This is a genomic window from Aquibacillus salsiterrae, assembly GCF_028416595.1.
GTDB lineage: Bacteria > Bacillota > Bacilli > Bacillales > Amphibacillaceae > Aquibacillus_A > Aquibacillus_A salsiterrae.
The window spans coordinates 1-20,674 of sequence record NZ_JAMQKC010000030.1 but is presented as its reverse complement, the minus strand read 5'-3'; the positions used below and the strand labels follow the sequence as shown (position 1 = coordinate 20,674).

The following is a 20,674-nucleotide window of genomic DNA, read 5'->3' as shown; positions in this document are numbered from 1 at the left end:
TTCCTTGTAACAACACGGGACTAGCTGACTATTTATTGTCTATTGCATAAATGGCAATTGTCTTCCCCCACTTTTCAATACTTTTTTCAAAGGTCATTCCCATCCGTTTGGCGACCTTGATTGATGCTTTATTGAGAGGGTCGATTAAAGAGATTAGCCGAGGTAGTTTAAGTACGGAAAACCCATAGTCTTTACAAGCTACAGCAGCTTCTGTTGCATAACCATTCCCCCAAAATTGACGGATAAAGGTATAACCGATTTCCATCTGCACTTCCCCATCAACCTTTTGCGGAACGATGCCACATTGTCCTAAAAACTGTCCTGTTTTTAATGACTCGACGACCCATAAGCCAACACCGAATTTATCGTAATTATTGATTGTCCAGTTAATCCACCGAATGGTTTCTTCTTCATTTTTCGTATCCGGATAAAACTCCATTGCAACAGGGTCTGAAAAAATTTTCAAAAGGTTTGTCTTATCTGATTCAATCATTTTTCTAATGTTTAACCGATTGGTTTTCAACACTTTTCTCCCCCTTTGGCGATTCATCTAGTTGTTATAAGTATACTACATGAAATAGATGTAATCCAAAGATTGCCAACTCATTCACAATTGAACTAACCAGTAGCTGTGTGCAATAAAGATAATTGTATATAAAACGGACGCAGTATAGGCCAATCCTTTCAGCAAATGAGTGCTTGGAACATGAAACGCCCAAATACATAAAATTAAAATAACCGATAAGCTTGCTTTTAGCAAAACAAACACAGTTGGACTTAAATAATATAACTGGTCCATTAATGGATTAGCCTCACCAATATACTGATTGTCTAAACCGAACTTTGTGACCAACCCATCTACTATATTGAGTAACGCAATATAAACGATTAGTAATTTAAACATTTTATCACCTAAAAATACCATGATTTACCGTTTAGTTTCGGTAATCCATGGTATTCTTAAACCTAATATCCCGTGAATTGGGTTAATCATAATTTATAGTGTGAGCAAACCTTCTATTTTATTGTCCATTCATCTAATGAATTAATTGCATAGGTTGGCTGTGTGTCTTTATCTTTTAAGTGCTCTTTCGTTGTAACACCAGTATGGACTAATAGGGTATCGATTCCTGCGTTGATCCCTGCAAGTATATCGGTATGATAATTATCACCAACCATTAGCGTTTCATCTTTAGTCGTACCAAGCACTTCTAAAGCTTGGTCAACAATAATGGCTTCTGGCTTTCCAATAAATTTAGGTGTTACACCCGTTGTTACTGACAGAACCGAAATTAAAGAACCAGCACCAGGTAAAAATCCTCTCTCGGTTGGAAGTGCAATATCACCGTTTGTAGCGACAAACGTTGCACCTGATCGGATTGCTAGTGCACCGATTGCTAATTTCTCATACGTAATGTTGCGATCAAGACCCATCACAACAAAGTCCGGCTCTCTTTCCACTACCTCCAACCCTGCCGCTTCAATAGCTGAAATAAGTCCCTGTTCGCCAATCGGATATACTTTAGCCCCAGGCTTTTGCCCTGCTATATACTTAGCTGTAGCCATACTTGTTGTAAACACGTGTTCTTTTGTTGCAGGGACACCCATTCCAACTAGCGTAGCTGCAACTTGACTCGGTGGCTTCGTTGAATTATTTGTTAAAAATAAATAGGGAAGCTGTCTTTTTTCCAGTTCCTTCACAAATTCAATGGCTTCTACTATTTTTTCAGTACCTCGATATACAGTCCCATCTAAATCAATTAAAAATCCGCGATATGATTTCATGATAATCAACCACCTAATTCCTTTGTTATTTTTGTTGTAAATGATAGTATAGTAACTATTCGTTAACAATTCTAGCTAAAATGAACGAATGAGTAACTTTTAGACAAAATTTTCTGATTATTTTACGAAAATGATGTAAAATGAAGCTTGTCGGCTAGTGTATTGTTGGATAAACTTACAAAAAGTATAAACTTTTTGTATACGTAGTGTAAAACGTTTTAATAAATGACACTGTCATGCTATTGTATATATAGTAAATTGATATGTACAATTGTCTTTTTGTCACATACACTAAAAGGATAGAAAAATTAGTTTAGAATTTAGCATAAAGTGTTTTTCACAAATAACGAATGAAGGAAAGGTAGTAACGTAATGACAACTAATAACCCAAAATCCATTATTGTCATCTTTGGTGCAACAGGTGACTTGGCCAACAGGAAATTGTTCCCTTCTATTTATCGACTTTATCGCAATAATAAGATCACGGATGATTTCGCTGTCGTTGGTGTAGCAAGAAGACCGTTAACTAATGATGATTTCCGTAACAACGTAAAAAAATCGATTGAAGCATTTCAATCCGATGACATTGATCATGACGATTTTGCATCGCATTTTTATTATAATCCATTTGATGCAACGGACCTTGATCATTATAAGCGTTTAAATGAATTTCTATTACAGCTAGACGACCAATACAATACGGAAGGAAATCGCATCTTTTATCTAGCGATGGCTCCTAATTTCTTTGGAACAATTGCAGCTAACTTAAAATCAGAAGGACTTACCCAAACAAAGGGATGGTCAAGACTTGTGATTGAGAAACCATTTGGTCACAATTTTGAGTCTGCACAAGAATTGAACAATCAAATTAGACAAGCATTTAACGAGGATCAGATTTATCGTATTGACCATTACCTCGGTAAAGAAATGGTTCAAAATATTGAAGTTATTCGTTTTGCCAATGCGATGTTTGAACCTTTATGGAATAACCAATACATTTCCAATATTCAAATTACTTCTAGTGAAGTACTAGGCGTTGAGGACAGAGGTCGGTATTATGAATCCTCTGGCGCACTGCGTGACATGGTACAAAACCATATGTTACAGATGCTTGCCCTACTTGCGATGGAACCACCAATAAAACTTACTCCTAATGAAATTCGAAGCGAGAAAGTTAAAGCATTACGAGCAATCAGACCAATTAGCGTGGATGATGTGGATAAATATTTCGTTCGCGGCCAATATGACCGGGGAATTCTTAACGGGGAAGAAGTTAATGCATATAGGGAAAGTAGTTCTGTAGACTCTAATTCAAATACAGAAACGTTCGTAGCAGGCAAAATCTTAATTGATAACTTTAGATGGGCTGGTGTTCCGTTTTATATCCGTACTGGAAAAAGGATGGAAAAGAAATCTACCGAGATTGTTGTTCAATTCAAAGACCTACCAATGAACTTGTATTATGATAAGACAGAAAATGTTCACCCTAACTTGCTTGTGATTCATATTCAACCACACGAAGGTATCTCATTGCAATTAAATGCTAAAAAGGGTGACCAAGGTACTGTATCAAAGCCGATTGACTTAAGTTTCAACAACAATAGTAAGGATAAAATGAACACTCCGGAAGCATATGAAGTGTTGTTATATGATTGCATGCGTGGTGATTCAACTAACTTTACCCACTGGGATGAAGTAGCATTGTCATGGAAGTTCGTTGATGTCATTTCACAAAACTGGGAAAACAAATCTGCTGATGATTATCCTAACTATGAATCTGGTTCTAACGGTCCAAAGAAATCAGATGCACTATTAGAACAAGACGGATTCCACTGGTGGACAGTAACTCCAGAAGAAGAATAAGAAGAAAAGCGCTTGGTCAGACCTCTACCGGGAGGCGTCTAGGTACTTTACTATTTTTTAAGAAAGGGTGCTTCTATATGAAAATGTATGATATTTCAATGCCTGTCCATACAGGTATGCCCGTCTGGGATAATGCAGAATCTGCCCAACCTACTTTTAACCGTGCAACAATGGAACATGTGACCGTCACGCGTATGGACTTTAACCTTCATACAGGAACACATATAGACGCCCCACTTCATATGATTAACGATGCGGATACGTTTGAAACAATACCGCTCGAGAAGCTAGTTACTCCCGTTAAAGTGTTCGATTTGACGGATGTAGAAGACGGGATAACTAAAGCTGATTTAGCAACCCTTGATATTCAGGCAAATGATTTCATTTTGTTGAAGACGAAAAATTCGTTCATTGATCAATGGGATGACAACTTTGTTTTCTTAAAAGAAGATGGCGCGAACTTCTTAGTCGATCGCAAAATAAATGGAGTAGGTATTGATACACTTGGAATTGAACGTAGTCAACCAGGAAATCCTACCCACCGCAATCTATTTAAAAATGATATCATCATCGTTGAAGGGCTTCGCTTAAAAGAAATTGAAGCAAAGGAATATTTTATGGTTGCTGCACCAGTGAAATTAATTGGAACGGAAGCTGCTCCAGCACGAGTGTTGTTATTTGAAGATTGGAACAAGTAGTAATGATTCCCTCTATGTTTTCGGTATAGACAATTGACAATAGAAACGCTTGGATTAAAACCCTAGCGTTTCTATTGTTTTTTTCAAAAGATAAGAAAGTAGACTAGTTTTTTTAAACATTCACCCTCATATTACCTACACCTGCACAAATCGTTACTATCCATACACCGCTCCATGAATAAATGCCGTGATCATGATGCGGTTCCCCCTTTAAAAACAATATTTTAATCGAAATATAGAAGGAAGTCTCCAACCAATTTTAATTGATTTGTTACCATCAGTTAGTAGTAACAAGTAATTTGCACTAGCCATAATGTATTAACAAGAAAATGTCATTGACAAATCTACTACTAATAATCTACTCTATTTATAGATAAACAATAGCGAACGACGGTAGTGGGAGAGAACGTACATTTCGTCACCGAAGGGGCAAGTCTTGATAAGATGAATCTCTCAGGTAAAAAGACCGCTACAGGACGCATCTCTGGAGAGCGCAGCAAAGCCACCCAAGGGGAAGCCTTTAGAAGCTAAGGTAAACTCTCAGGTACAAGGACAGAGAACGACACTCTAATTTCTAACCCTTTCAAAGATACTATATCTGATAAAGGTGTCAGAAATTTTCGACATCAACTCATTCGATGATGTCGAATCTTTGTATTTACATTTACTTATGCTAAGGGGGCCTTTTTTGTGGTTTGGGACGTATTAAATGTCATTGGAACAATTGCTTTTGCAATGAGTGGTGCGATTATTGCCATGCAAGTAAAATATGATATTATGGGCACTTATATACTAGGTTTGATTACAGCGTTCGGCGGCGGAGCTGTTAGAAACTTGTTTACCGGCATTCCGGTCATTGAATTATGGCAACAGACAGAGCTTTTTATTATCGCGATCATAACGATAACAATTGTATTTCTATTACCAAATATGGCAGTGCTCCATTTAAAAGAGTGGTCGATTTTTGATGCAATCGGTTTGTCCGCATTCGCGATTCAAGGAGCGATGTATGCAGCCTCCATTGATCTACCACTACTCGCCGTCATGTTTTCAGCGGCAATAACTGGTGCAGGTGGAGGCATAATTAGAGATGTGCTTGCACAGCAAAAACCAATTGTTTTCAGGCAAGAAGTGTACCTGCTATGGGCATTGGTCGCAGGCTTTGTCATCGGAATGGGGTGGGCTGTACAATCGTTCCAACTATATTCCCTTTTCGTTATTATCCTCCTATTACGGGTCATATCTCATCAATGTGGTTGGGGGTTACCTATTAGAACAGTTACGAAAGTACAGCAACATTAATTGGTGCTATTTTATAGAATCTGATTAAACGATTTGAACTTATTTTTAGTTTGAATCGTTTTTTTTTGATCGGATTTCATCTAATAATAACTACTGATTGCAGGTAAATTGCACTCTTTCGGAAGTTAAGTCGGGTTCTAGGTGATTCAAATTAATCACAAACTCCCCCACTGTAACCAATTGCCAGCAATAACGTCTATAAATGAAAAAAGGGAGATGTTAACGATCATGGAAAGATTCAAAGTATTGGCGTTCGTTATTGTTTTGCAATTTTTCTTCATTGGAACTGTATTTGCTTTCTCAGATATTGATCAAAGTCCATATGCAAAAGAGATCACTCAACTGGAGGAAAAGGGTATTGTACACGGTGTTGACGGGGTTAACTATATGCCAAATAAAGATTTAACCTATGCTGAAGGCGTCCAAATAACAAAAGCAGCCTTTGACCTTAACTTAGCCCATTTCACCTTTATCAAGGCCCCTGTCCCGTCTGATTATTTCACAAACATTCAAGATGATAAGTGGTATTCAGAAGCTTTCATAGTTTCTTATCTTAACGATATCACTATTCCAAAAGATGTGAAAGCACATGATAAAATGACTAGACAACAATTCGCTCATATGTTGTTTCAAGCTTTTAACCAAACAGGAGATTATATGTTTATTGAAAAATGGAATACGTTAGAGGATGAAAATGAGATTGATAGTGACAAAATGGATAGTATTCAAAAACTGATAAACGCGAATGTTATTTCAGTTAAAGATGGTGCTTTCCATCCTAATCAAGTGCTCAAACGGGATGAAGCAGCAGCTTGGGTTGCTAAAACACTTCAGTTAGCTGTGCCAACCGAAATCGAATAACGGTAAGAAAAGCGCAGTTTTATACTTTCTTATCCTGTAAAGAAAAAACCACCCTGTCGCCCGAAACGACAAGGTGGTTTTCAATATATTATTTCAACCACTCCGTGTGGAATGTTCCTTCTTTGTCAACACGTTGGTATGTGTGTGCACCAAAATAATCGCGTTGCGCTTGCAAAAGGTTAGCAGGTAATGTTTCTGTACGATAGCTATCAAAGTATGCCAAGGCACTTGAGAATGCTGGGACTGGAATACCGCGTTCCATTGCTACAGCAAGTACCTTTCTTAATGAAGCTTGATAGCTTTCAACGATTTCTTGGAAATATGGATCTAATAATAGGTTAGCTAGACCTGGCTCACGGTCATATGCTTCTTTAATCTTTTGCAAGAACTGCGCACGAATAATACAACCACCACGGAAAATCATCGCAATTTCGCCATATTTAAGATCCCAATTGAATTCTTCAGAAGCGGCACGCATTTGTGCAAAACCTTGTGCATAAGATACGATTTTACTCATGTACAATGCTTTTCTAATAGCTTCAACAAGTTCATCCTGGTCCCCTTCATACGGGGTATCTTGTGCTGTTGGACCATTAAGGATTTTACTAGCTTTCACACGTTCATCTTTCATTGCTGAAATAAAACGAGCAAATACAGATTCAGTAATGATTGGTAGCGGAACACCTAAATCAAGTGCGCTTTGGCTTGTCCATTTACCAGTACCTTTTTGGCCAGCAGTATCAAGAATTACATCAACCATAGGCTTACCAGTTTCGTCATCTTTCTTTGTGAAAATATCTCTAGTGATTTCAATAAGGTAACTATCTAATTCACCTTTATTCCATTCAGCAAATACTTTGTGTAATTCATCTGCACCAAAGCCGAGAACGTTTTTCATAATGAAATATGCTTCACAGATTAACTGCATGTCACCATACTCAATACCGTTATGAACCATTTTCACATAGTGACCCGCACCATCTGGACCAATATATGTTGTACAAGGTTCACCATCAACTTTTGCAGAAATAGCTTCAAAAATTGGCTGAACTAATTCATACGCCTCTTTTTGTCCACCAGGCATAATAGATGGCCCTTTAAGCGCTCCTTCTTCTCCACCAGATACACCAGTACCAATGAAGTGTACACCAGATTTTTCTAGTTCTTTATTACGACGGATAGTATCTTGGAAGAATGTGTTTCCTCCATCAATTAATACGTCTCCTTTGTCAAGGTGTGGTAACAATTGTTCAATCGTAGCATCCGTTGCTGGACCTGCTTTTACCATTAACATAATTCTTCTTGGAGTCTCTAATGATTCAACAAATTCTTCAATTGTCTTTGCACCAAAGAAGTTTTTTCCTTCTGCTTCATCTTTTAGAAATGCTTCTGTTTTTTCGTAAGAACGATTAAAGACCGAAACAGAATTCCCTCTACTTTCAATATTTAAAGCTAGATTTTTCCCCATAACTGCTAATCCTACTACACCGATTTGTTGTTTCCCTGCCATTATTTTCGCTCCTTCTTTTTTGTCTATACCTATCATACGTTTTTCGACAAACTAGCGCAACTAAGGTACTTAATTATCTGATAAAATTCACTAAAATAAAATACATATTCTAAAGGAAGAAAAAAGGACATCAGAAGTTCTAAAGAGACGCTTTAAAGAGGGAATGTATGCAAATAACGTTCCTCAGACAAGAGATTACCTCTTGCACACAAAGGCATACACGTTCTACCGAAAAGCAACCTATCTCGGAAGTGTCCTTTTAACTGGATTTTATTGAACAACCTTACTATATTAACTTATTACAACTCTCCTATACCTGCAAGTAATAAACTATAAAACAAGCTTATTAATTGCATAGGCCACACCATCATCGTCATGATGCTTAGTCACCCAGTCACAAACTGCTTTTACCTCATCTTGTGCATTGCCCATTGCAACCCCAAGCCCAACTTCTTCAATCATCTTTATATCATTAAGACTGTCACCCATTGCCATGACTTGGTCCATCGTAATACCCAACCTTGCACAAACCTTTTCAATGGCTCTTGCTTTATTAATTCCAACAGCATTCACTTCAATATTGGTTGGACTTGAATTACTCAATTCCACTAGTTCATTTTTGGATAATTGATCGACTATGGCTTCCTTCGTTTCGTTACTATCTGTATCAAACCCGAATTTCAACCATTCGTAATCCTCGAGGTTAGCGGGTATTTCTCCTCGCCATATTTTATTTGTTGAGGCCACCCATGCATATGTCTCATGTTTCTTATGCAAGGAAACTAATAGTTCCATAATAGCGACATCCAATAACTGTCTTTCAACTAATTCCCCTGTCGCGGTCCATATTTCACTTCCGTTGACGGTAATTAAATAAGAGGATAAGTTCAATGACTTGGCGTATGCACTACAAGTGGAAAAATGTCTCCCCGTTGATAAAATTACCTCTAGTCCCTTTTCCCTCGCTTTTTCAATTGCAAGACGGTTTTGCTTTGACACCTCATGGTTAGAGTTTAATAATGTCCCATCCATATCTAATGCAATCAGACGAATATCACGGTTTTCCTGCCCCATCTTCCCCCTCCTTCACATCAAGTAATGACTTCCACCGATCTGTATGTTTATCTAAGAAATTATTGTACCACAAAGTTTTGATTGATTCATTTGACTTACCTTTTATTTTTTATAAACAACAAAGTGTTGCAAATGCAGTTGAAAACAAGTATAATTATTCATTGGAGCCTTCAAAACAAAGAAGGCGCTAGAGTAACTTGGAATAAAATAAGCGTAAAAGTTCTGGCGTTCTGCCAATGTTTTAATATAAGGAACTTATTCACACTGGATCGGCTTCGGAGCCGTAAGGACATAAGAGAGGTAGGGCTTATGTCGTCTAGGTTTAAAAACTATTCAGGTGGAAAAATGTACCGCGGCAATTTAACATGAAATAACAGCCCCTAGGTGGCTAAAAAATAAATTAATTTTTACCCTTGTTAAAGAGCAAGTTACTTTGTTTACAATACGTCAGTCGACGGCATAATAAAAGCTCGGCATTTGTCTCTTAGTTAGCGAATGTCCGAGCTTTTTTCAAACTAATTAGTTGGGTTTGTGATAAATAAAAAAATACTCTTATCTAAATCAAAATCCCAATCGACAAAAATATCAATGACTTTCGTATTTAATATTGTTTCAAAATGAGTATTGTTATGTAATAACCGCTTCTCTAACTTTCGTTTAGCAAGTCTTAACTTTTCTTGTAAACCGTCTCTGATTAACTCTTTTTCGATGCTAACTAAAATCCCATTTCGAATGAAAAGGTACGTTCTTTCATTTAAGCGATAGGAATTTAGCTCTTCTGGCACTTTTTGTGCGACCTCACTTATCCGTGCAACTTCGTCTTCCATCTCCTTTTTACCTTCATAATCTGATTCTAGACCATTCCCTACACTCGTCTCATCTGAACAAACACAGGTGAACATTGCCGACTTGTTATGTAATCCCCAATCATAATAAAATTCATTAACTTTCATTCCTGTTATTTGATAAATATTTGCTTTTATTTCCGGAATTAATGAAGCCATCACCAAATCCCTTGTTTCCTCAACCCGTTGTTCTTTATTTTGGTTTAGCAATACCTTTTCTGGAGGTGTAATGAAATTTCTGATGTAGACCGTAATCAGTGTTTCTCCGATTGATACATGGACAAACTCTGGACCTTTGCCGAAATTTTCACTAATAAATTTACTTACGTATTTACTTAATTCTGCCGTGGTTGTTGAACCCTTTTCCATACTCTATCACCTCTGGTCTTTAATTATGTTCACTTAGGACTAATGTATTAGACAGTATTGGCAAAATTTATCACTATAAACAAAAGAAGATTTAACTTATACTGGTAATTATGGGTGAAGGGATAGAATGCCATTCGCTTAAAAGGAGAATTCACTTTTTTGCAGTATTTGAGTGATAAATTGCTAGTTGAAGCGTACATGAAAGCTGTAGCTTTAAAATTTGATGCTGATTTTATTAAATTACTAGAAGATGAGCTGTTACTTAGAGGGTTTAGCTTAGAGGATGTTTTAAAGTAGTAAATATGGGTATATAATCATTAACTACAACAAAATCACTCGTTTCTCGACTGAAAAACGAGTTAAAACATGCGGTGGCAGCCCTTCATCTATTCTGTTACTTCTATTCCACGCTCTTTTAACTCTTCTTCTAAGAGTTTAATAAAATCTTGTTCAAGGTGTAACTCAATAGCTTTTTTATATGCGTCTATTAACTTTTGATTTGATAGGTTTTCAAACATGGAATCAACTCCGTTACTTTCTAAAATAGTTATTATATTTAAAGTTGAGAATTATAGAATAATAGTGTTAATCTGACAAAGCAAAAATTTCACAATTATTCCCTTTTTAATAGTACAATACTACTCATAGTATTTCAATGAAATAAAACTAATACTTATAGTATGTTCGAATGTTATCAAATTGAGGGTATATTTTTACTAGAGGTGAGTCTAAATGCCCAAAACAGCGTTAGCCAAAATAATAGGTGAACGATTACGAATGATACGAAAAAAACAAGGATTAAGTCAGGAAGAACTAGCACACTTATCTAATACGCATCCGACTTACATCGGTCAGCTTGAAAGAGGCGAAAAAAATGTAACAGTTGATACGCTAGATAAGGTTACGAATGCGCTAAACATTTCCTTAGAAGAATTATTCCGTTTCTCTTCGATTAATCCAAAGAGTGTAGACGAAAGTATCCTTCAGTTAAACAACCTGTTAGTTGAAGTTAACAATGAAGACCGACAAACAATCTTAAAAATTATTCATATCATGTTAGAATGGAAAACAGACACGACCAAGCGGATCAACTAGAAACTTCTAACTGGTACCCGAGACAATTTTTATAAGCCCCTCACGAGGGACAAGGGCAGGTGGATAGAAAGCTCCTGCTCTAGAAACTATTTCCCCAAACATCCCCTATAAATTATTCTTCAACATATAAATTCTACATCCATGTGTCATATTCCTATCTAAACTAATGAAAAGATTAGAAAAGCGCAAGTCGCGCCTTGCACTAGACAGCTCTTGGATTTTTTTATCAGTAAAAAAGACCCTCATTCTATAACTAAAATGAAGGTCCTTTCATTTTCACACAGGTTACAAATAAACACCTGACAAAGCAATTGGCTGTAATGCGTTTGTTTCATCGACATGAATATAGGCATCGTAACGCTCTGACATGACGGAAGGTACATAGTTGCCATAGGATTCGAATTCAGGATTATAAACGACACCAATTGCTCTGTGGCCAACAGGTTCTGTGAACAAGTGTCGATTCCCTTCGTTAAAAATAAGCAATTTGTTGTACGCCCCCGCTTCGTGCATTGCATGTTCCCACGACTGTCGTTGTGCTCTTGGAACAATAATCCGCTCATAATTTGATCCCCATTCATCAGCGGCAATGACTGTCCCTTGATAAGTGCCAAATCCAACAATAAAGACATCTTCTTCATAATTTTGTTCCCTAACTAGTTGACCGACATTAATCATTCCTTCTCCGTTCATATCTGTTGCAGATGCATCCCCGACGTGGGTATTGTGTTCCCAGACGACGATTTTTGTATCTGGGCCGTAATAATTTCGAATTTCATTAATTGTCTCAACCATGTGCATGTCCCGAATATTCCATGATTCCGAATCACTTTTTACCATCGAGCGATAATACCGTTCTGCATTATTTGCAACCAATGCATTAATTTTTAAATTCAAATCGCTCTCCTCGTCATCCTTATAAAGGTCTTGACTAGTACGGATGGACGTAAGCAATTCTGTTACTTCATCGACACAAGACTCTTTGAAAAACGATGCAGCAATCGCATACTTCTCCGCTTGTTGATGGTGCGGTTCAAAGCAGGAAAAAGCTTTTCTGGCAAGTTTTAAATTTGCACCATTTGGCTCATTTTCCTTTAAGTAATTCAATATTTCCTCCATCGATTCCCATAGACTGTACACATCGATTCCGTAAAAACCAATTTTTTCTTCTTTCCCCTTCGACTCATTATATGCCTTTAACCATTCGGTAAAATCAACCATTTCTTCATTTGCCCACATCCATGTTGGCCACCGTTTAAAAGCCTGTAACGTGTCTCTTGCGCTTTTGTGATTGCCAAAGCCCTTAATATATCTGTTAACTTGTTGACAGGATGGCCAGTCACCTTCCACTGCAACAACTTGAAATCCCTTCTCTTCAACCAAACGTTTTGATAACTCGGCACGTATTGAATAAAATTCAGCTGTGCCATGGCTTGCTTCACCAAGTAAAACAATTTTTGCATCACCAATCTCTTCTAATAATGGTGTCAGATCATGACTCCCTCGAAACGGCTTTGCATGATCATCAATCGCTTGAATAAATTTCTCACTCATTACTCTCTGCTCCCTTCACCTTTATTGCTTATACTCTGCTTGATAAGAATTATCGCCAGCATGGACCGAAAGTAGCGTATCGGCATAGCCTACTAATCTATTAACAATTTCATCACTGACTGCATAGACAAGAGGATGAACGTCTGGTTGGTAAAGCTTTGGATCATCATAAATAACGGTTGTGTTGATAAATATGTCCCTATTTCCATAAAGGTTATAATGAACAATCACTTTCCCAACCGCTCCACCAGACGTTGGTTCCTGATAATTCGACAAAAAAATGTACCATTCTTCAGCAGTAGCCGAACGAAAGTTTTTCGTGAAAGTTAATCCAGCGATTTCCTCGTCTATGACTCGCTGCATTGACTCATTGACTGTTTCAACGATACGTTTGTTATCCATGCTTAACTCCTTTATGCTGGCAAATGATTATTTTCTATTTTTTCCAAAAAGTGGGTTACTTATGCTAAGATGACTAATTATTTTTCCTTCTTTTTTAATCGAAATTCGTCTAACTTTTATGCATTTTCCAAACTAGAACGTTCATACTAATTGTTGAAATAGCTTATCGAGAACTTTTCTTAATCATCATTAAAACGACTTTTGAGAAGTGGGGGAACGTGTGTGAAATGCTGCAAAATCAAAAAAAAGAAACTATTTACCTACTAGTTGCTACATTTATTCTAGCTATGTTTGTATCACCACTTTTCCTTCTCGGACAAGATGCGCATATTCGTGTTCATGATAATCTCGATTCCAATCTAGCTTGGTATCGGGTACTTTCTGAAAGTGGAGAAATGTTTGGTGAAATCGGGAGCACCATTCCTCAAATAATTAACGGGGAACTTCCACGCAGTACATATGGGACAGAATTTAGTGGAATTGTTTGGCTACACGCTGTCTTTCCATCGATGACCGCATATGCAATTAGTCAATTACTAACAAGAGTATTTGCTTTTATTGGTATGTATCTCCTGCTAAAGCGTTATGTTGTAAAAGAGGAAGATGCAGCACTAATTCGGGTTGGGGTCGCTCTCGCTTTTTCCTTAACACCCTTTTGGCCATCAGGAATGCTAAGTACGCTCGGGCATCCGTTAGCACTATGGGCTTTCTTAAACATCCGAGCAAAGGATTACCGACTAAGAAATTGGCTTACACTTGGATTATTACCACTCTACGCCAGTTTTGTTCTTGGCTTCTTCTTTTTTCTTGTCCTAGTCCAAGCCATCTGGTTATATGATTTTTTTACTAAGCGAAAAGTCAACATAGCCTTCTTAGGCAGTATTGCATTTATGACATCGATATTTTTAGCAGTCGAATACCGGCTTGTTGCCTCCATATTAACAGTACATGAACCGATGCATCGAATTGAATTTATTTCATCCCGCCATGACTTATGGCATTCAATTAAGTTATCGTTAAAAAATTTCTTCCTAGGCCATACCCATGTGATGACTGTACATGCTCCGGTCATCTTACCTATTCTTTTTATGACCTTTTTCCTTATTATTTTCAAAAAAAAAGGAAAGGAAGAAAAGGCATTCCTGTATCTCTTAGTTTTCAACTATGCATTATCTTTATGGTATGCGCTCTGGTTTAACCAGATGTGGAGGCCATTAAAAGAAGAAATCGAGTTAATGGTGACATTTAACTTTGCTCGCTTTCACTTTTTAAGACCACTAGTTATTTATGTAAGCTTTGCCCTTGGTTGTTTGATTTTATGGAGGAAGGGAAGGAAATGGCGGTTAATTGTTTGGACAGCCATTCTCGCACAAGTCCTTGTGCTTATTCCATTTAATGAAGAAATTAAATACGGAATCTATTATAAAACTCCATCTTTCCGCGAATTTTTCGCAGAGAAACAGTTTCAAGAAATCGAAGACTATATCGGAAAACCCCAAGCTAATTACCGGGTCGCAAGTATCGGAATACACCCGTCGATCGCGCAATATAACGGCTTTTATACACTAGACACATACAACAATCTCTATCCACTTTCTTATAAATATGAGTTTCGAGACATTATTGCCAACGAACTCGAGAAGAATACTACGTTAAGAAAATACTACGATGAATGGGGCAGTAGATGTTATATCTTCGTTGATGAACTAGGTAAAAATTATGATTTTAGAAAAAATTCAGATAAAACAATAAAAGATTTAGCGCTAAACACTGACGCATTTATCGAGATGGGAGGAAGGTATGTCTTTTCTGCTGTCCCCATATTAAATGCACCTGCAAATAACCTGCAGTTAGAGAAAGTATTTAATCATCCAGAATCAGCCTGGACCATCTATTTATACCAGGCTATACAGCATGAGGAGGAGTAAGATTGCAAGATAAACTAACCAAATTAACGATTGTAGTACCGTGCTATAACGAGGAGGAAGTACTCACATCAACAATCGACCAATTGTCAGGTGTTCTCAAGAAACTAATTAAAGCAGATCTTATTTCCATAGGCAGCATGCTCCTATTTGTTGATGACGGAAGTAAGGATGACACTTGGCAGATAATTTCCAAAGCAAGCACAACAAATAGCTATGTAACAGGCCTAAAGCTAGCTAGAAATGTTGGTCATCAGACAGCATTACTCGCTGGGCTTGAAATCGCTTCAAAACATTCAGACTGTGTTATTTCAATCGATGCAGACCTACAAGATGATATTAACGTCATCCCAGAATTTATTCAAAAACACTATGAAGGCAATGACATTGTCTTTGGTGTTAGACAAGGACGGGAAACCGATACATTCTTTAAACGAACAACTGCGCAAGGATACTACCGAATTATGAACAAGCTAGGCATACCGCTAGTCTACAATCACGCAGACTACCGGTTAATGAGTAAACGAGCACTTATCGAATTAATTCGATACCAAGAGGAAAAAATGTTCCTACGTGGCATTATCCCCCTCATAGGACTTAAAACAACAGAGGTCTATTATGACCGAAAAGAACGAATTGCCGGCGAAACAAAGTATCCATTGAAAAAAATGCTTTCCTTCGCTTTGGATGGAATAACTTCATTTACAGTCGCACCAATTCGGCTGATTACTTATTTAGGATTTCTTGTTTTTTTTATTAGTGCAGTCGCCGGTTCCTATGCAATTTTTCAAAAGCTTATTGGTAATGCAAATGAAGGATGGACGTCTCTAATGATCTCAATTTGGTTAATTGGGGGCTTACAACTGATGGGCATTGGGATTATCGGTGAATATATTGGTCGAGTATTCATCGAAACAAAAAAGCGTCCTAAATATGCAGTTGACGTGGACCTGTATTCAAAAAAATACCCCTTCCATTATTTACGGCCTAAACAACCAGAGATTGTAAGGACCAAGAAATTAGTATGGAAAAAGTAATTACCAAACAGTTTTCCCGTTTTCTTGTTGTTGGAATAATCAATACGGTAGTTGGCCTATCTACCATGTTCTTATTACTTCACCTTCAGCTCAATTACTGGGTAAGTACCTTTGTTGGAAATGCTGTTGGTGCTTGTGTCAGTTATTTTCTTAATCGAACGTTTACCTTTAACAGTACCGTATCAATCCATAAAAGTATTGTGCGATTCCTTGTAGTTATTGGGGCTTGTTACTTTATTGCCTACTATGTAGGGATTCAGTTGGCAACTAGTGTTATCTGGAAGCTGGCAAACTTACCTTTAGCCCATGCAGAGGTTGTTGCTGTATTACTCGGGACAGGTCTCTATACTGTTTTAAACTTTCTTGGACAAAGGACGTTTGTGTTTGATCATAGGCTTGATACTTGAAATTGAAAAGAATCAAACATCATTTGAAGAATTAGCAATCGAAGGGCTTGTCTTATGCCTGTCGGGTCTGACCAAGGCACCTACGCTTTTCTTATTGTCTAGCTCCGGCGCCTAGACCCTCGGGGTCATAAGTCAATCCCTTCTGTGGCAATGACTGTCACGTCAGGGCTTGTCTTATGCCTGTCGGGTCTGACCAAGGCACCTACGCTTTTCTTATTGTCCAACATAGATTAAGATGCTTGTTGTAAAGAGATAAAAGCGTACATTAGAAAAGTACAATATGCTTACTCGTAGTCGGAAAATTTACGGTAATCCGGTAGAGACTTGCAGGCCATATTCCTGCTATTATACGAGTGATCTGTTCATATTTAATTTTATTTGATACACTGGCATTATAACGAGGTATTAACCAATTGTTAATAGTATTTCTAAAATATTTCATCAATTTTCCACTTAAGAGCTCTGCATATATCTCTTAGTCATATTTAAATCTTGATGGCCAGCGAGTTGGGCAACAATGGATAAATCCATTCCATTATTGATTAAATCTTGACAAAAAGTATGTCGCAAAATATTTGGGCTTACATCATAAGACCGAAGCATAAGCTGAACGGTCCTTGGGGTAAGTGGTGCATCATTTCTTGAGCTAAATAGTACACCTTCATCTTTATTTAACGATTCTATATACCTTACTAGATGATATACAGTATCTTTTGTTAAAGGAATAACTCTTCCTTCTCCATTTCCATTCGACTCCGGAACAGTTAAAACTCCCTTTGCTCCATTAATCTCTATATTGGATAGCTTTAAATTGCACAATTCAGAAATACGAATCCCAGTAAACAGTAGCGTATACATAATAGCGATGTTTCTCGAATTACCATCACGTTTTACTTTACTTATTAATTCTTTCTTTTCCACCTCTGTTAATGACCGAGGCGTTGTTTGATAGATATTTTTATCTCTTTCTTTTCGATTGATATTCTGAATTATTTCTGGTTTATCAGCAAATTGTGCATAAACCCGGATGGCAGCAAAAATTTTATCTATCGTGGAAGCACTTCTTTGTTTGTCATGATCAAGATAGTCCATGTACGCCTGTACGCCCTCTCTTTTTACATTTCCCAATGATTGGTTCCGTTCTTTTAACAACCATTCATCAAAACTTTTCAATGATCCGACGTATGTTTTAAGCGTATTTTCAGATTTATCTTTGCCTCGTCCCCACATTTCAAACTTATCTAGTAATTCCATATTCTTACTTGCCACCCCTTTTTCAGAATATTTAACAAGAATATAACACGTTATTTCGTGGAAGTCAACCATGATTTTAAATAAAAAAGACTACATATCAAATGTAATAGTTAATTACAAGGATATGTAGTCTTCTGTTATAGGATGACCCGTACGGGATTCGAACCCGTGTTACCGCCGTGAAAGGGCGGTGTCTTAACCGCTTGACCAACGGGCCGCTAGATTTAAATTTTCTATGTGCATACGAAAAAAATTACGCGCCCTAGAGGATTCGAACCTCTGACCCACAGCTTAGAAGGCTGTTGCTCTATCCTGCTGAGCTAAGGGCGCACATTACAGAAATAGCATAACTTTCATTCTATCCATATCATTACAGATATGGGCCTAAGTGGACTCGAACCACCGACCTCACGCTTATCAGGCGTGCGCTCTAACCAGCTGAGCTATAGGCCCATAGTTTGGAGCGGGTGAAGGGAATCGAACCCTCGACATCAGCTTGGAAGGCTGAGGTTTTACCACTAAACTACACCCGCATATTAATTATAGTATGATTATCTCTTTGAACTGTTAGTATATAAATTGGTGGAGGGAGTAGGACTCGAACCTACGAACCCGATGGGAGCGGATTTACAGTCCGCCGCGTTTGGCCAACTTCGCTATCCCTCCAAACCGATTATTGTTAGAATAGATGGTGGCTCGGGACGGAATCGAACCGCCGACACACGGATTTTCAGTCCGTTGCTCTACCGACTGAGCTACCGAGCCTAGTAAGTTTAATACCTTTTAAAATAATGGAGGAGGAAGAGGGATTCGAACCCCCGCGAGCCGTGAAGCCCCTGTCGGTTTTCAAGACCGATCCCTTCAGCCAGACTTGGGTATTCCTCCGTATAGTAATCGTTTCTTTAACTGGTGGACCCTGCAGGATTCGAACCTGCGACCGATCGGTTATGAGCCGATAGCTCTAACCAACTGAGCTAAGGGTCCATCTTATAGTAGCGGCGGAGGGAATCGAACCCACGACCTTACGGGTATGAACCGTACGCTCTAGCCAGCTGAGCTACACCGCCAAAATAAAATGGAGCCTAGCGGGATCGAACCGCTGACCTCCTGCGTGCAAAGCAGGCGCTCTCCCAGCTGAGCTAAGGCCCCATGATACATTATCATATACAAGAAAGATGGTCGGGAAGACAGGATTTGAACCTGCGACCCCTTGGTCCCAAACCAAGTGCTCTACCAAGCTGAGCTACTTCCCGTTAAATGGCGCGCCCGAGAGGAGTCGAACCCCTAACCTTTTGATCCGTAGTCAAACGCTCTATCCAATTGAGCTACGGGCGCTCTATAATTTCTACTTCACACAAAAATCTTTGATATTTTATTTGCATAAAAATCTTTGATATTTTATTTGAACAAAAATCTTTGATATTTTATTTGAACAAAAATCTTTGATATTTTGTTTGCACAAAAATCTTTGGTATTTTGTTTGCACAAAAATCTTTGATATTTTGTTTGCACAAAAATCTTTGATGCCGAGGGCCGGACTTGAACCGGCACGATAGTCACCTACCGCAGGATTTTAAGTCCTGTGTGTCTGCCAATTCCACCACCCCGGCATGGCTATAATGCTTCTATGGAGCGGAAGACGGGATTCGAACCCGCGACCCCCACCTTGGCAAGGTGGTGTTCTACCACTGAACTACTTCCGCATTTTTCCTTGATTTTTTTGCTTCGTTTAATAGAAAAACGATAATGCGGGTGGAGGGACTTGAACCCCCACGTCATATGACACTAGATCCTAAGTCTAGCGCGTCTGCCAATTCCGCCACACCCGCATACTATTCACTTTTTTGCTTATTGCAAAAAAAAAAAAAAAATTGGTGAGCCATGAAGGACTCGAACCTTCGACCCTCTGATTAAAAGTCAGATGCTCTACCGACTGAGCTAATGGCTCACTGTTCCACTAAACTGGTGCCGGCCAGAGGACTTGAACCCCCAACCTACTGATTACAAGTCAGTTGCTCTACCAATTGAGCTAGACCGGCAAATGGCGGTCCGGACGGGACTCGAACCCGCGACCTCCTGCGTGACAGGCAGGCATTCTAACCAACTGAACTACCGGACCTTGAATTTTTTTGCAACAGCAAAAAATATCTTACCTTATAATTATCTCTCTATTACTAAAGAAGATAATTTTGGTTGCGGGGGCAAGATTTGAACTTGCGACCTTCGGGTTATGAGCCCGACGAGCTACCAGACTGCTCCACCCCGCGGCAATAACATTATTATTAAATTAATGGTGGAGGATGCAGGGCTCGAACCTGCGACCCCCTGCTTGTAAGGCAGGTGCTCTCCCAGCTGAGCTAATCCTCCATACACATAAAGCCTGGCAACGTCCTACTCTCACAGGGACAAAGTCCCAACTACCATCGGCGCAAAAGAGCTTAACTACTGTGTTCGGCATGGGAACAGGTGTGACCTCTTCGCTATAGCCACCAGACATATTCAAGATAAATATACCTTGAAAACTAGATAAGAAGTTGGTACAAGACATAGTTTTTTAGCAGAGGCTACCAAGCCCATTGCGCTTCCTTATTCAATCTAGTTCCGGCTCCTAATAGCTAGCGTATAGTTAATCCATCCTTTCGTACTCAAAGTTCAGAGTACTACAGGCTGTCTTATCTATCCGTACGCTATTA

At 38.4% G+C, this 20,674-nt stretch carries 19 protein-coding genes, 20 tRNA genes, 1 rRNA gene and 3 riboswitches; of the genes, 9 read left to right on the top strand and 31 right to left on the bottom strand.

The annotated features are described in order from the left end of the window. Positions 1 to 28: 28 nt before the first annotated feature. From NC799_RS16855 to NC799_RS16845, 3 genes are all read right to left on the bottom strand, one after another. Positions 29 to 526 carry a GNAT family N-acetyltransferase gene (locus NC799_RS16855; protein ID WP_417006702.1) on the bottom strand — a complete coding sequence of 166 codons (498 nt, stop codon included), beginning with the start codon at positions 524 to 526 and terminating at the stop codon, positions 29 to 31. Positions 527 to 607: 81 nt separating this feature from the next. After that, positions 608 to 904 (bottom strand): DUF5658 family protein, encoded by a 297-nt coding sequence (locus NC799_RS16850; RefSeq protein WP_272447594.1) that lies wholly within the window; start codon positions 902 to 904, stop codon positions 608 to 610. 113 nt (positions 905 to 1,017) lie between these two features. Further along, the gene (locus tag NC799_RS16845) at positions 1,018 to 1,785 is read right to left on the bottom strand and encodes a TIGR01457 family HAD-type hydrolase (RefSeq protein ID WP_272447593.1); all 768 of its coding nucleotides are present in this window, start codon (positions 1,783 to 1,785) and stop codon (positions 1,018 to 1,020) included. Positions 1,786 to 2,157: 372 nt separating this feature from the next. On the opposite strand from NC799_RS16845, the gene zwf reads away from it, so the two are divergent. The 4 genes from zwf to NC799_RS16825 all read left to right on the top strand — a co-directional run bounded on the left by zwf (position 2,158) and on the right by NC799_RS16825 (position 6,509). Then, on the top strand, positions 2,158 to 3,648 hold the full coding sequence (gene zwf, locus NC799_RS16840) for a glucose-6-phosphate dehydrogenase (protein WP_272447592.1): 1,491 nt from the start codon (positions 2,158 to 2,160) through the stop codon (positions 3,646 to 3,648). A gap of 77 nt (positions 3,649 to 3,725) precedes the next feature. Next, positions 3,726 to 4,346: a cyclase family protein gene (locus NC799_RS16835; protein WP_272447591.1), complete on the top strand. Its 621-nt coding sequence runs from the start codon at positions 3,726 to 3,728 to the stop codon at positions 4,344 to 4,346. Positions 4,347 to 4,733: 387 nt separating this feature from the next. After that, positions 4,734 to 4,825: riboswitch (glycine riboswitch) on the top strand. 2 nt (positions 4,826 to 4,827) lie between these two features. Beyond that, a riboswitch (glycine riboswitch) is annotated at positions 4,828 to 4,905 on the top strand. 131 nt (positions 4,906 to 5,036) lie between these two features. Then, entirely contained in the window at positions 5,037 to 5,648 is a 612-nt protein-coding gene (locus NC799_RS16830; RefSeq protein WP_272447590.1) for a trimeric intracellular cation channel family protein, read from the top strand. A gap of 228 nt (positions 5,649 to 5,876) precedes the next feature. Then, positions 5,877 to 6,509 carry an S-layer homology domain-containing protein gene (locus tag NC799_RS16825; RefSeq protein WP_272447589.1) on the top strand — a complete coding sequence of 211 codons (633 nt, stop codon included), beginning with the start codon at positions 5,877 to 5,879 and terminating at the stop codon, positions 6,507 to 6,509. 88 nt (positions 6,510 to 6,597) lie between these two features. Here NC799_RS16825 and gndA read toward each other — a convergent pair whose 3' ends face one another. The 3 genes from gndA to NC799_RS16810 form a co-directional block, all read right to left on the bottom strand. Continuing rightward, a complete protein-coding gene (gene gndA, locus NC799_RS16820) occupies positions 6,598 to 8,019 on the bottom strand; it encodes an NADP-dependent phosphogluconate dehydrogenase (protein WP_272447588.1) in 1,422 nt (473 codons plus the stop codon). Between the two features lie 330 nt (positions 8,020 to 8,349). Further along, the gene (locus tag NC799_RS16815) at positions 8,350 to 9,093 is read right to left on the bottom strand and encodes a Cof-type HAD-IIB family hydrolase (protein WP_272447587.1); all 744 of its coding nucleotides are present in this window, start codon (positions 9,091 to 9,093) and stop codon (positions 8,350 to 8,352) included. Between the two features lie 515 nt (positions 9,094 to 9,608). Further along, positions 9,609 to 10,307: a Na-translocating system protein MpsC family protein gene (locus NC799_RS16810; RefSeq protein WP_272447586.1), complete on the bottom strand. Its 699-nt coding sequence runs from the start codon at positions 10,305 to 10,307 to the stop codon at positions 9,609 to 9,611. Between the two features lie 159 nt (positions 10,308 to 10,466). Between NC799_RS16810 and sda (NC799_RS16805) the strand changes: the two genes are divergently transcribed. Next, positions 10,467 to 10,604, top strand: coding sequence for a sporulation histidine kinase inhibitor Sda (sda, locus tag NC799_RS16805; protein WP_272447585.1), 138 nt, complete (start codon positions 10,467 to 10,469; stop codon positions 10,602 to 10,604). An 89-nt stretch (positions 10,605 to 10,693) separates the two neighbouring features. Here sda (NC799_RS16805) and sda (NC799_RS16800) read toward each other — a convergent pair whose 3' ends face one another. Next, complete coding sequence (gene sda / locus NC799_RS16800; protein WP_272447584.1) at positions 10,694 to 10,825, bottom strand: sporulation histidine kinase inhibitor Sda; 132 nt, start codon at positions 10,823 to 10,825, stop codon at positions 10,694 to 10,696. A 214-nt stretch (positions 10,826 to 11,039) separates the two neighbouring features. On the opposite strand from sda (NC799_RS16800), the gene NC799_RS16795 reads away from it, so the two are divergent. Beyond that, positions 11,040 to 11,402 (top strand): helix-turn-helix domain-containing protein, encoded by a 363-nt coding sequence (locus NC799_RS16795; protein WP_272447582.1) that lies wholly within the window; start codon positions 11,040 to 11,042, stop codon positions 11,400 to 11,402. 285 nt (positions 11,403 to 11,687) lie between these two features. On the opposite strand, the gene NC799_RS16790 is transcribed toward NC799_RS16795, so the two are convergent. Both NC799_RS16790 and NC799_RS16785 read right to left on the bottom strand, forming a co-directional pair. Beyond that, entirely contained in the window at positions 11,688 to 12,956 is a 1,269-nt protein-coding gene (locus NC799_RS16790; protein WP_272447581.1) for an erythromycin esterase family protein, read from the bottom strand. A gap of 21 nt (positions 12,957 to 12,977) precedes the next feature. Continuing rightward, complete coding sequence (locus tag NC799_RS16785; RefSeq protein WP_272447580.1) at positions 12,978 to 13,358, bottom strand: hypothetical protein; 381 nt, start codon at positions 13,356 to 13,358, stop codon at positions 12,978 to 12,980. A 218-nt stretch (positions 13,359 to 13,576) separates the two neighbouring features. Between NC799_RS16785 and NC799_RS16780 the strand changes: the two genes are divergently transcribed. From NC799_RS16780 to NC799_RS16770, 3 genes are read left to right on the top strand one after another with little or no spacing between them, the layout of a single operon-like run. Next, a complete protein-coding gene (locus tag NC799_RS16780; protein ID WP_272447579.1) occupies positions 13,577 to 15,286 on the top strand; it encodes a DUF6044 family protein in 1,710 nt (569 codons plus the stop codon). A gap of 2 nt (positions 15,287 to 15,288) precedes the next feature. Next, positions 15,289 to 16,320 carry a glycosyltransferase family 2 protein gene (locus tag NC799_RS16775; RefSeq protein ID WP_272447578.1) on the top strand — a complete coding sequence of 344 codons (1,032 nt, stop codon included), beginning with the start codon at positions 15,289 to 15,291 and terminating at the stop codon, positions 16,318 to 16,320. Further along, a complete protein-coding gene (locus NC799_RS16770; protein ID WP_272447577.1) occupies positions 16,308 to 16,727 on the top strand; it encodes a GtrA family protein in 420 nt (139 codons plus the stop codon). Before NC799_RS16775 ends, NC799_RS16770 begins: the two co-directional genes overlap by 13 nt. Positions 16,728 to 16,998: 271 nt before the next feature. Further along, positions 16,999 to 17,100: riboswitch (purine riboswitch) on the bottom strand. Between the two features lie 80 nt (positions 17,101 to 17,180). Here the strand turns inward: NC799_RS16770 and NC799_RS16765 are convergent. The 22 genes from NC799_RS16765 to rrf form a co-directional block, all read right to left on the bottom strand. Continuing rightward, positions 17,181 to 17,981: a tyrosine-type recombinase/integrase gene (locus NC799_RS16765; protein WP_272447576.1), complete on the bottom strand. Its 801-nt coding sequence runs from the start codon at positions 17,979 to 17,981 to the stop codon at positions 17,181 to 17,183. Positions 17,982 to 18,126: 145 nt separating this feature from the next. Continuing rightward, a tRNA-Glu gene (locus NC799_RS16760) sits at positions 18,127 to 18,198 on the bottom strand. 39 nt (positions 18,199 to 18,237) lie between these two features. After that, positions 18,238 to 18,311: transfer RNA gene (locus NC799_RS16755), tRNA-Arg, on the bottom strand. Positions 18,312 to 18,360: 49 nt separating this feature from the next. Continuing rightward, positions 18,361 to 18,434 (bottom strand) — tRNA-Ile (locus NC799_RS16750). Positions 18,435 to 18,440: 6 nt separating this feature from the next. Then, positions 18,441 to 18,514, bottom strand: a tRNA-Gly gene (locus NC799_RS16745). 47 nt (positions 18,515 to 18,561) lie between these two features. Beyond that, positions 18,562 to 18,647, bottom strand: a tRNA-Tyr gene (locus tag NC799_RS16740). A gap of 23 nt (positions 18,648 to 18,670) precedes the next feature. After that, positions 18,671 to 18,746, bottom strand: a tRNA-Phe gene (locus NC799_RS16735). A gap of 27 nt (positions 18,747 to 18,773) precedes the next feature. After that, positions 18,774 to 18,866, bottom strand: a tRNA-Ser gene (locus tag NC799_RS16730). A gap of 22 nt (positions 18,867 to 18,888) precedes the next feature. Continuing rightward, positions 18,889 to 18,965: transfer RNA gene (locus NC799_RS16725), tRNA-Ile, on the bottom strand. Between the two features lie 9 nt (positions 18,966 to 18,974). Beyond that, positions 18,975 to 19,048, bottom strand: a tRNA-Met gene (locus NC799_RS16720). Between the two features lie 9 nt (positions 19,049 to 19,057). After that, positions 19,058 to 19,130, bottom strand: a tRNA-Ala gene (locus NC799_RS16715). A 27-nt stretch (positions 19,131 to 19,157) separates the two neighbouring features. After that, positions 19,158 to 19,234 (bottom strand) — tRNA-Pro (locus tag NC799_RS16710). Positions 19,235 to 19,239: 5 nt separating this feature from the next. After that, positions 19,240 to 19,316: transfer RNA gene (locus NC799_RS16705), tRNA-Arg, on the bottom strand. 189 nt (positions 19,317 to 19,505) lie between these two features. After that, positions 19,506 to 19,591 (bottom strand) — tRNA-Leu (locus tag NC799_RS16700). 18 nt (positions 19,592 to 19,609) lie between these two features. Beyond that, a tRNA-Gly gene (locus NC799_RS16695) sits at positions 19,610 to 19,684 on the bottom strand. Between the two features lie 44 nt (positions 19,685 to 19,728). Further along, positions 19,729 to 19,810, bottom strand: a tRNA-Leu gene (locus tag NC799_RS16690). A 43-nt stretch (positions 19,811 to 19,853) separates the two neighbouring features. Beyond that, a tRNA-Lys gene (locus NC799_RS16685) sits at positions 19,854 to 19,929 on the bottom strand. A gap of 15 nt (positions 19,930 to 19,944) precedes the next feature. Beyond that, positions 19,945 to 20,020, bottom strand: a tRNA-Thr gene (locus tag NC799_RS16680). Positions 20,021 to 20,023: 3 nt separating this feature from the next. After that, a tRNA-Asp gene (locus NC799_RS16675) sits at positions 20,024 to 20,100 on the bottom strand. 71 nt (positions 20,101 to 20,171) lie between these two features. Next, positions 20,172 to 20,248: transfer RNA gene (locus NC799_RS16670), tRNA-Met, on the bottom strand. A 24-nt stretch (positions 20,249 to 20,272) separates the two neighbouring features. Further along, a tRNA-Val gene (locus NC799_RS16665) sits at positions 20,273 to 20,348 on the bottom strand. 11 nt (positions 20,349 to 20,359) lie between these two features. Next, positions 20,360 to 20,475: ribosomal RNA gene (rrf, locus tag NC799_RS16660) — 5S ribosomal RNA — on the bottom strand. Positions 20,476 to 20,674: the final 199 nt, after the last annotated feature.

Bases quoted from the DNA above. Each gene is read 5' to 3' on its own strand.
- NC799_RS16845 (WP_272447593.1), bottom strand. From the start codon at position 1,785: ATGAAATCATATCGCGGATTTTTAATTGATTTAGATGGGACTGTATAT.
- zwf (WP_272447592.1), top strand. From the start codon at position 2,158: ATGACAACTAATAACCCAAAATCCATTATTGTCATCTTTGGTGCAACA.
- NC799_RS16770 (WP_272447577.1), top strand. From the start codon at position 16,308: ATGGAAAAAGTAATTACCAAACAGTTTTCCCGTTTTCTTGTTGTTGGA.
- NC799_RS16795 (WP_272447582.1), top strand. From the start codon at position 11,040: ATGCCCAAAACAGCGTTAGCCAAAATAATAGGTGAACGATTACGAATG.
- NC799_RS16850 (WP_272447594.1), bottom strand. From the start codon at position 904: ATGTTTAAATTACTAATCGTTTATATTGCGTTACTCAATATAGTAGAT.
- NC799_RS16815 (WP_272447587.1), bottom strand. From the start codon at position 9,093: ATGGGGCAGGAAAACCGTGATATTCGTCTGATTGCATTAGATATGGAT.
- sda (WP_272447584.1), bottom strand. From the start codon at position 10,825: ATGTTTGAAAACCTATCAAATCAAAAGTTAATAGACGCATATAAAAAA.
- NC799_RS16835 (WP_272447591.1), top strand. From the start codon at position 3,726: ATGAAAATGTATGATATTTCAATGCCTGTCCATACAGGTATGCCCGTC.
- NC799_RS16765 (WP_272447576.1), bottom strand. From the start codon at position 17,981: ATGGAATTACTAGATAAGTTTGAAATGTGGGGACGAGGCAAAGATAAA.
- NC799_RS16810 (WP_272447586.1), bottom strand. From the start codon at position 10,307: ATGGAAAAGGGTTCAACAACCACGGCAGAATTAAGTAAATACGTAAGT.
- NC799_RS16825 (WP_272447589.1), top strand. From the start codon at position 5,877: ATGGAAAGATTCAAAGTATTGGCGTTCGTTATTGTTTTGCAATTTTTC.
- NC799_RS16790 (WP_272447581.1), bottom strand. From the start codon at position 12,956: ATGAGTGAGAAATTTATTCAAGCGATTGATGATCATGCAAAGCCGTTT.
- gndA (WP_272447588.1), bottom strand. From the start codon at position 8,019: ATGGCAGGGAAACAACAAATCGGTGTAGTAGGATTAGCAGTTATGGGG.
- NC799_RS16785 (WP_272447580.1), bottom strand. From the start codon at position 13,358: ATGGATAACAAACGTATCGTTGAAACAGTCAATGAGTCAATGCAGCGA.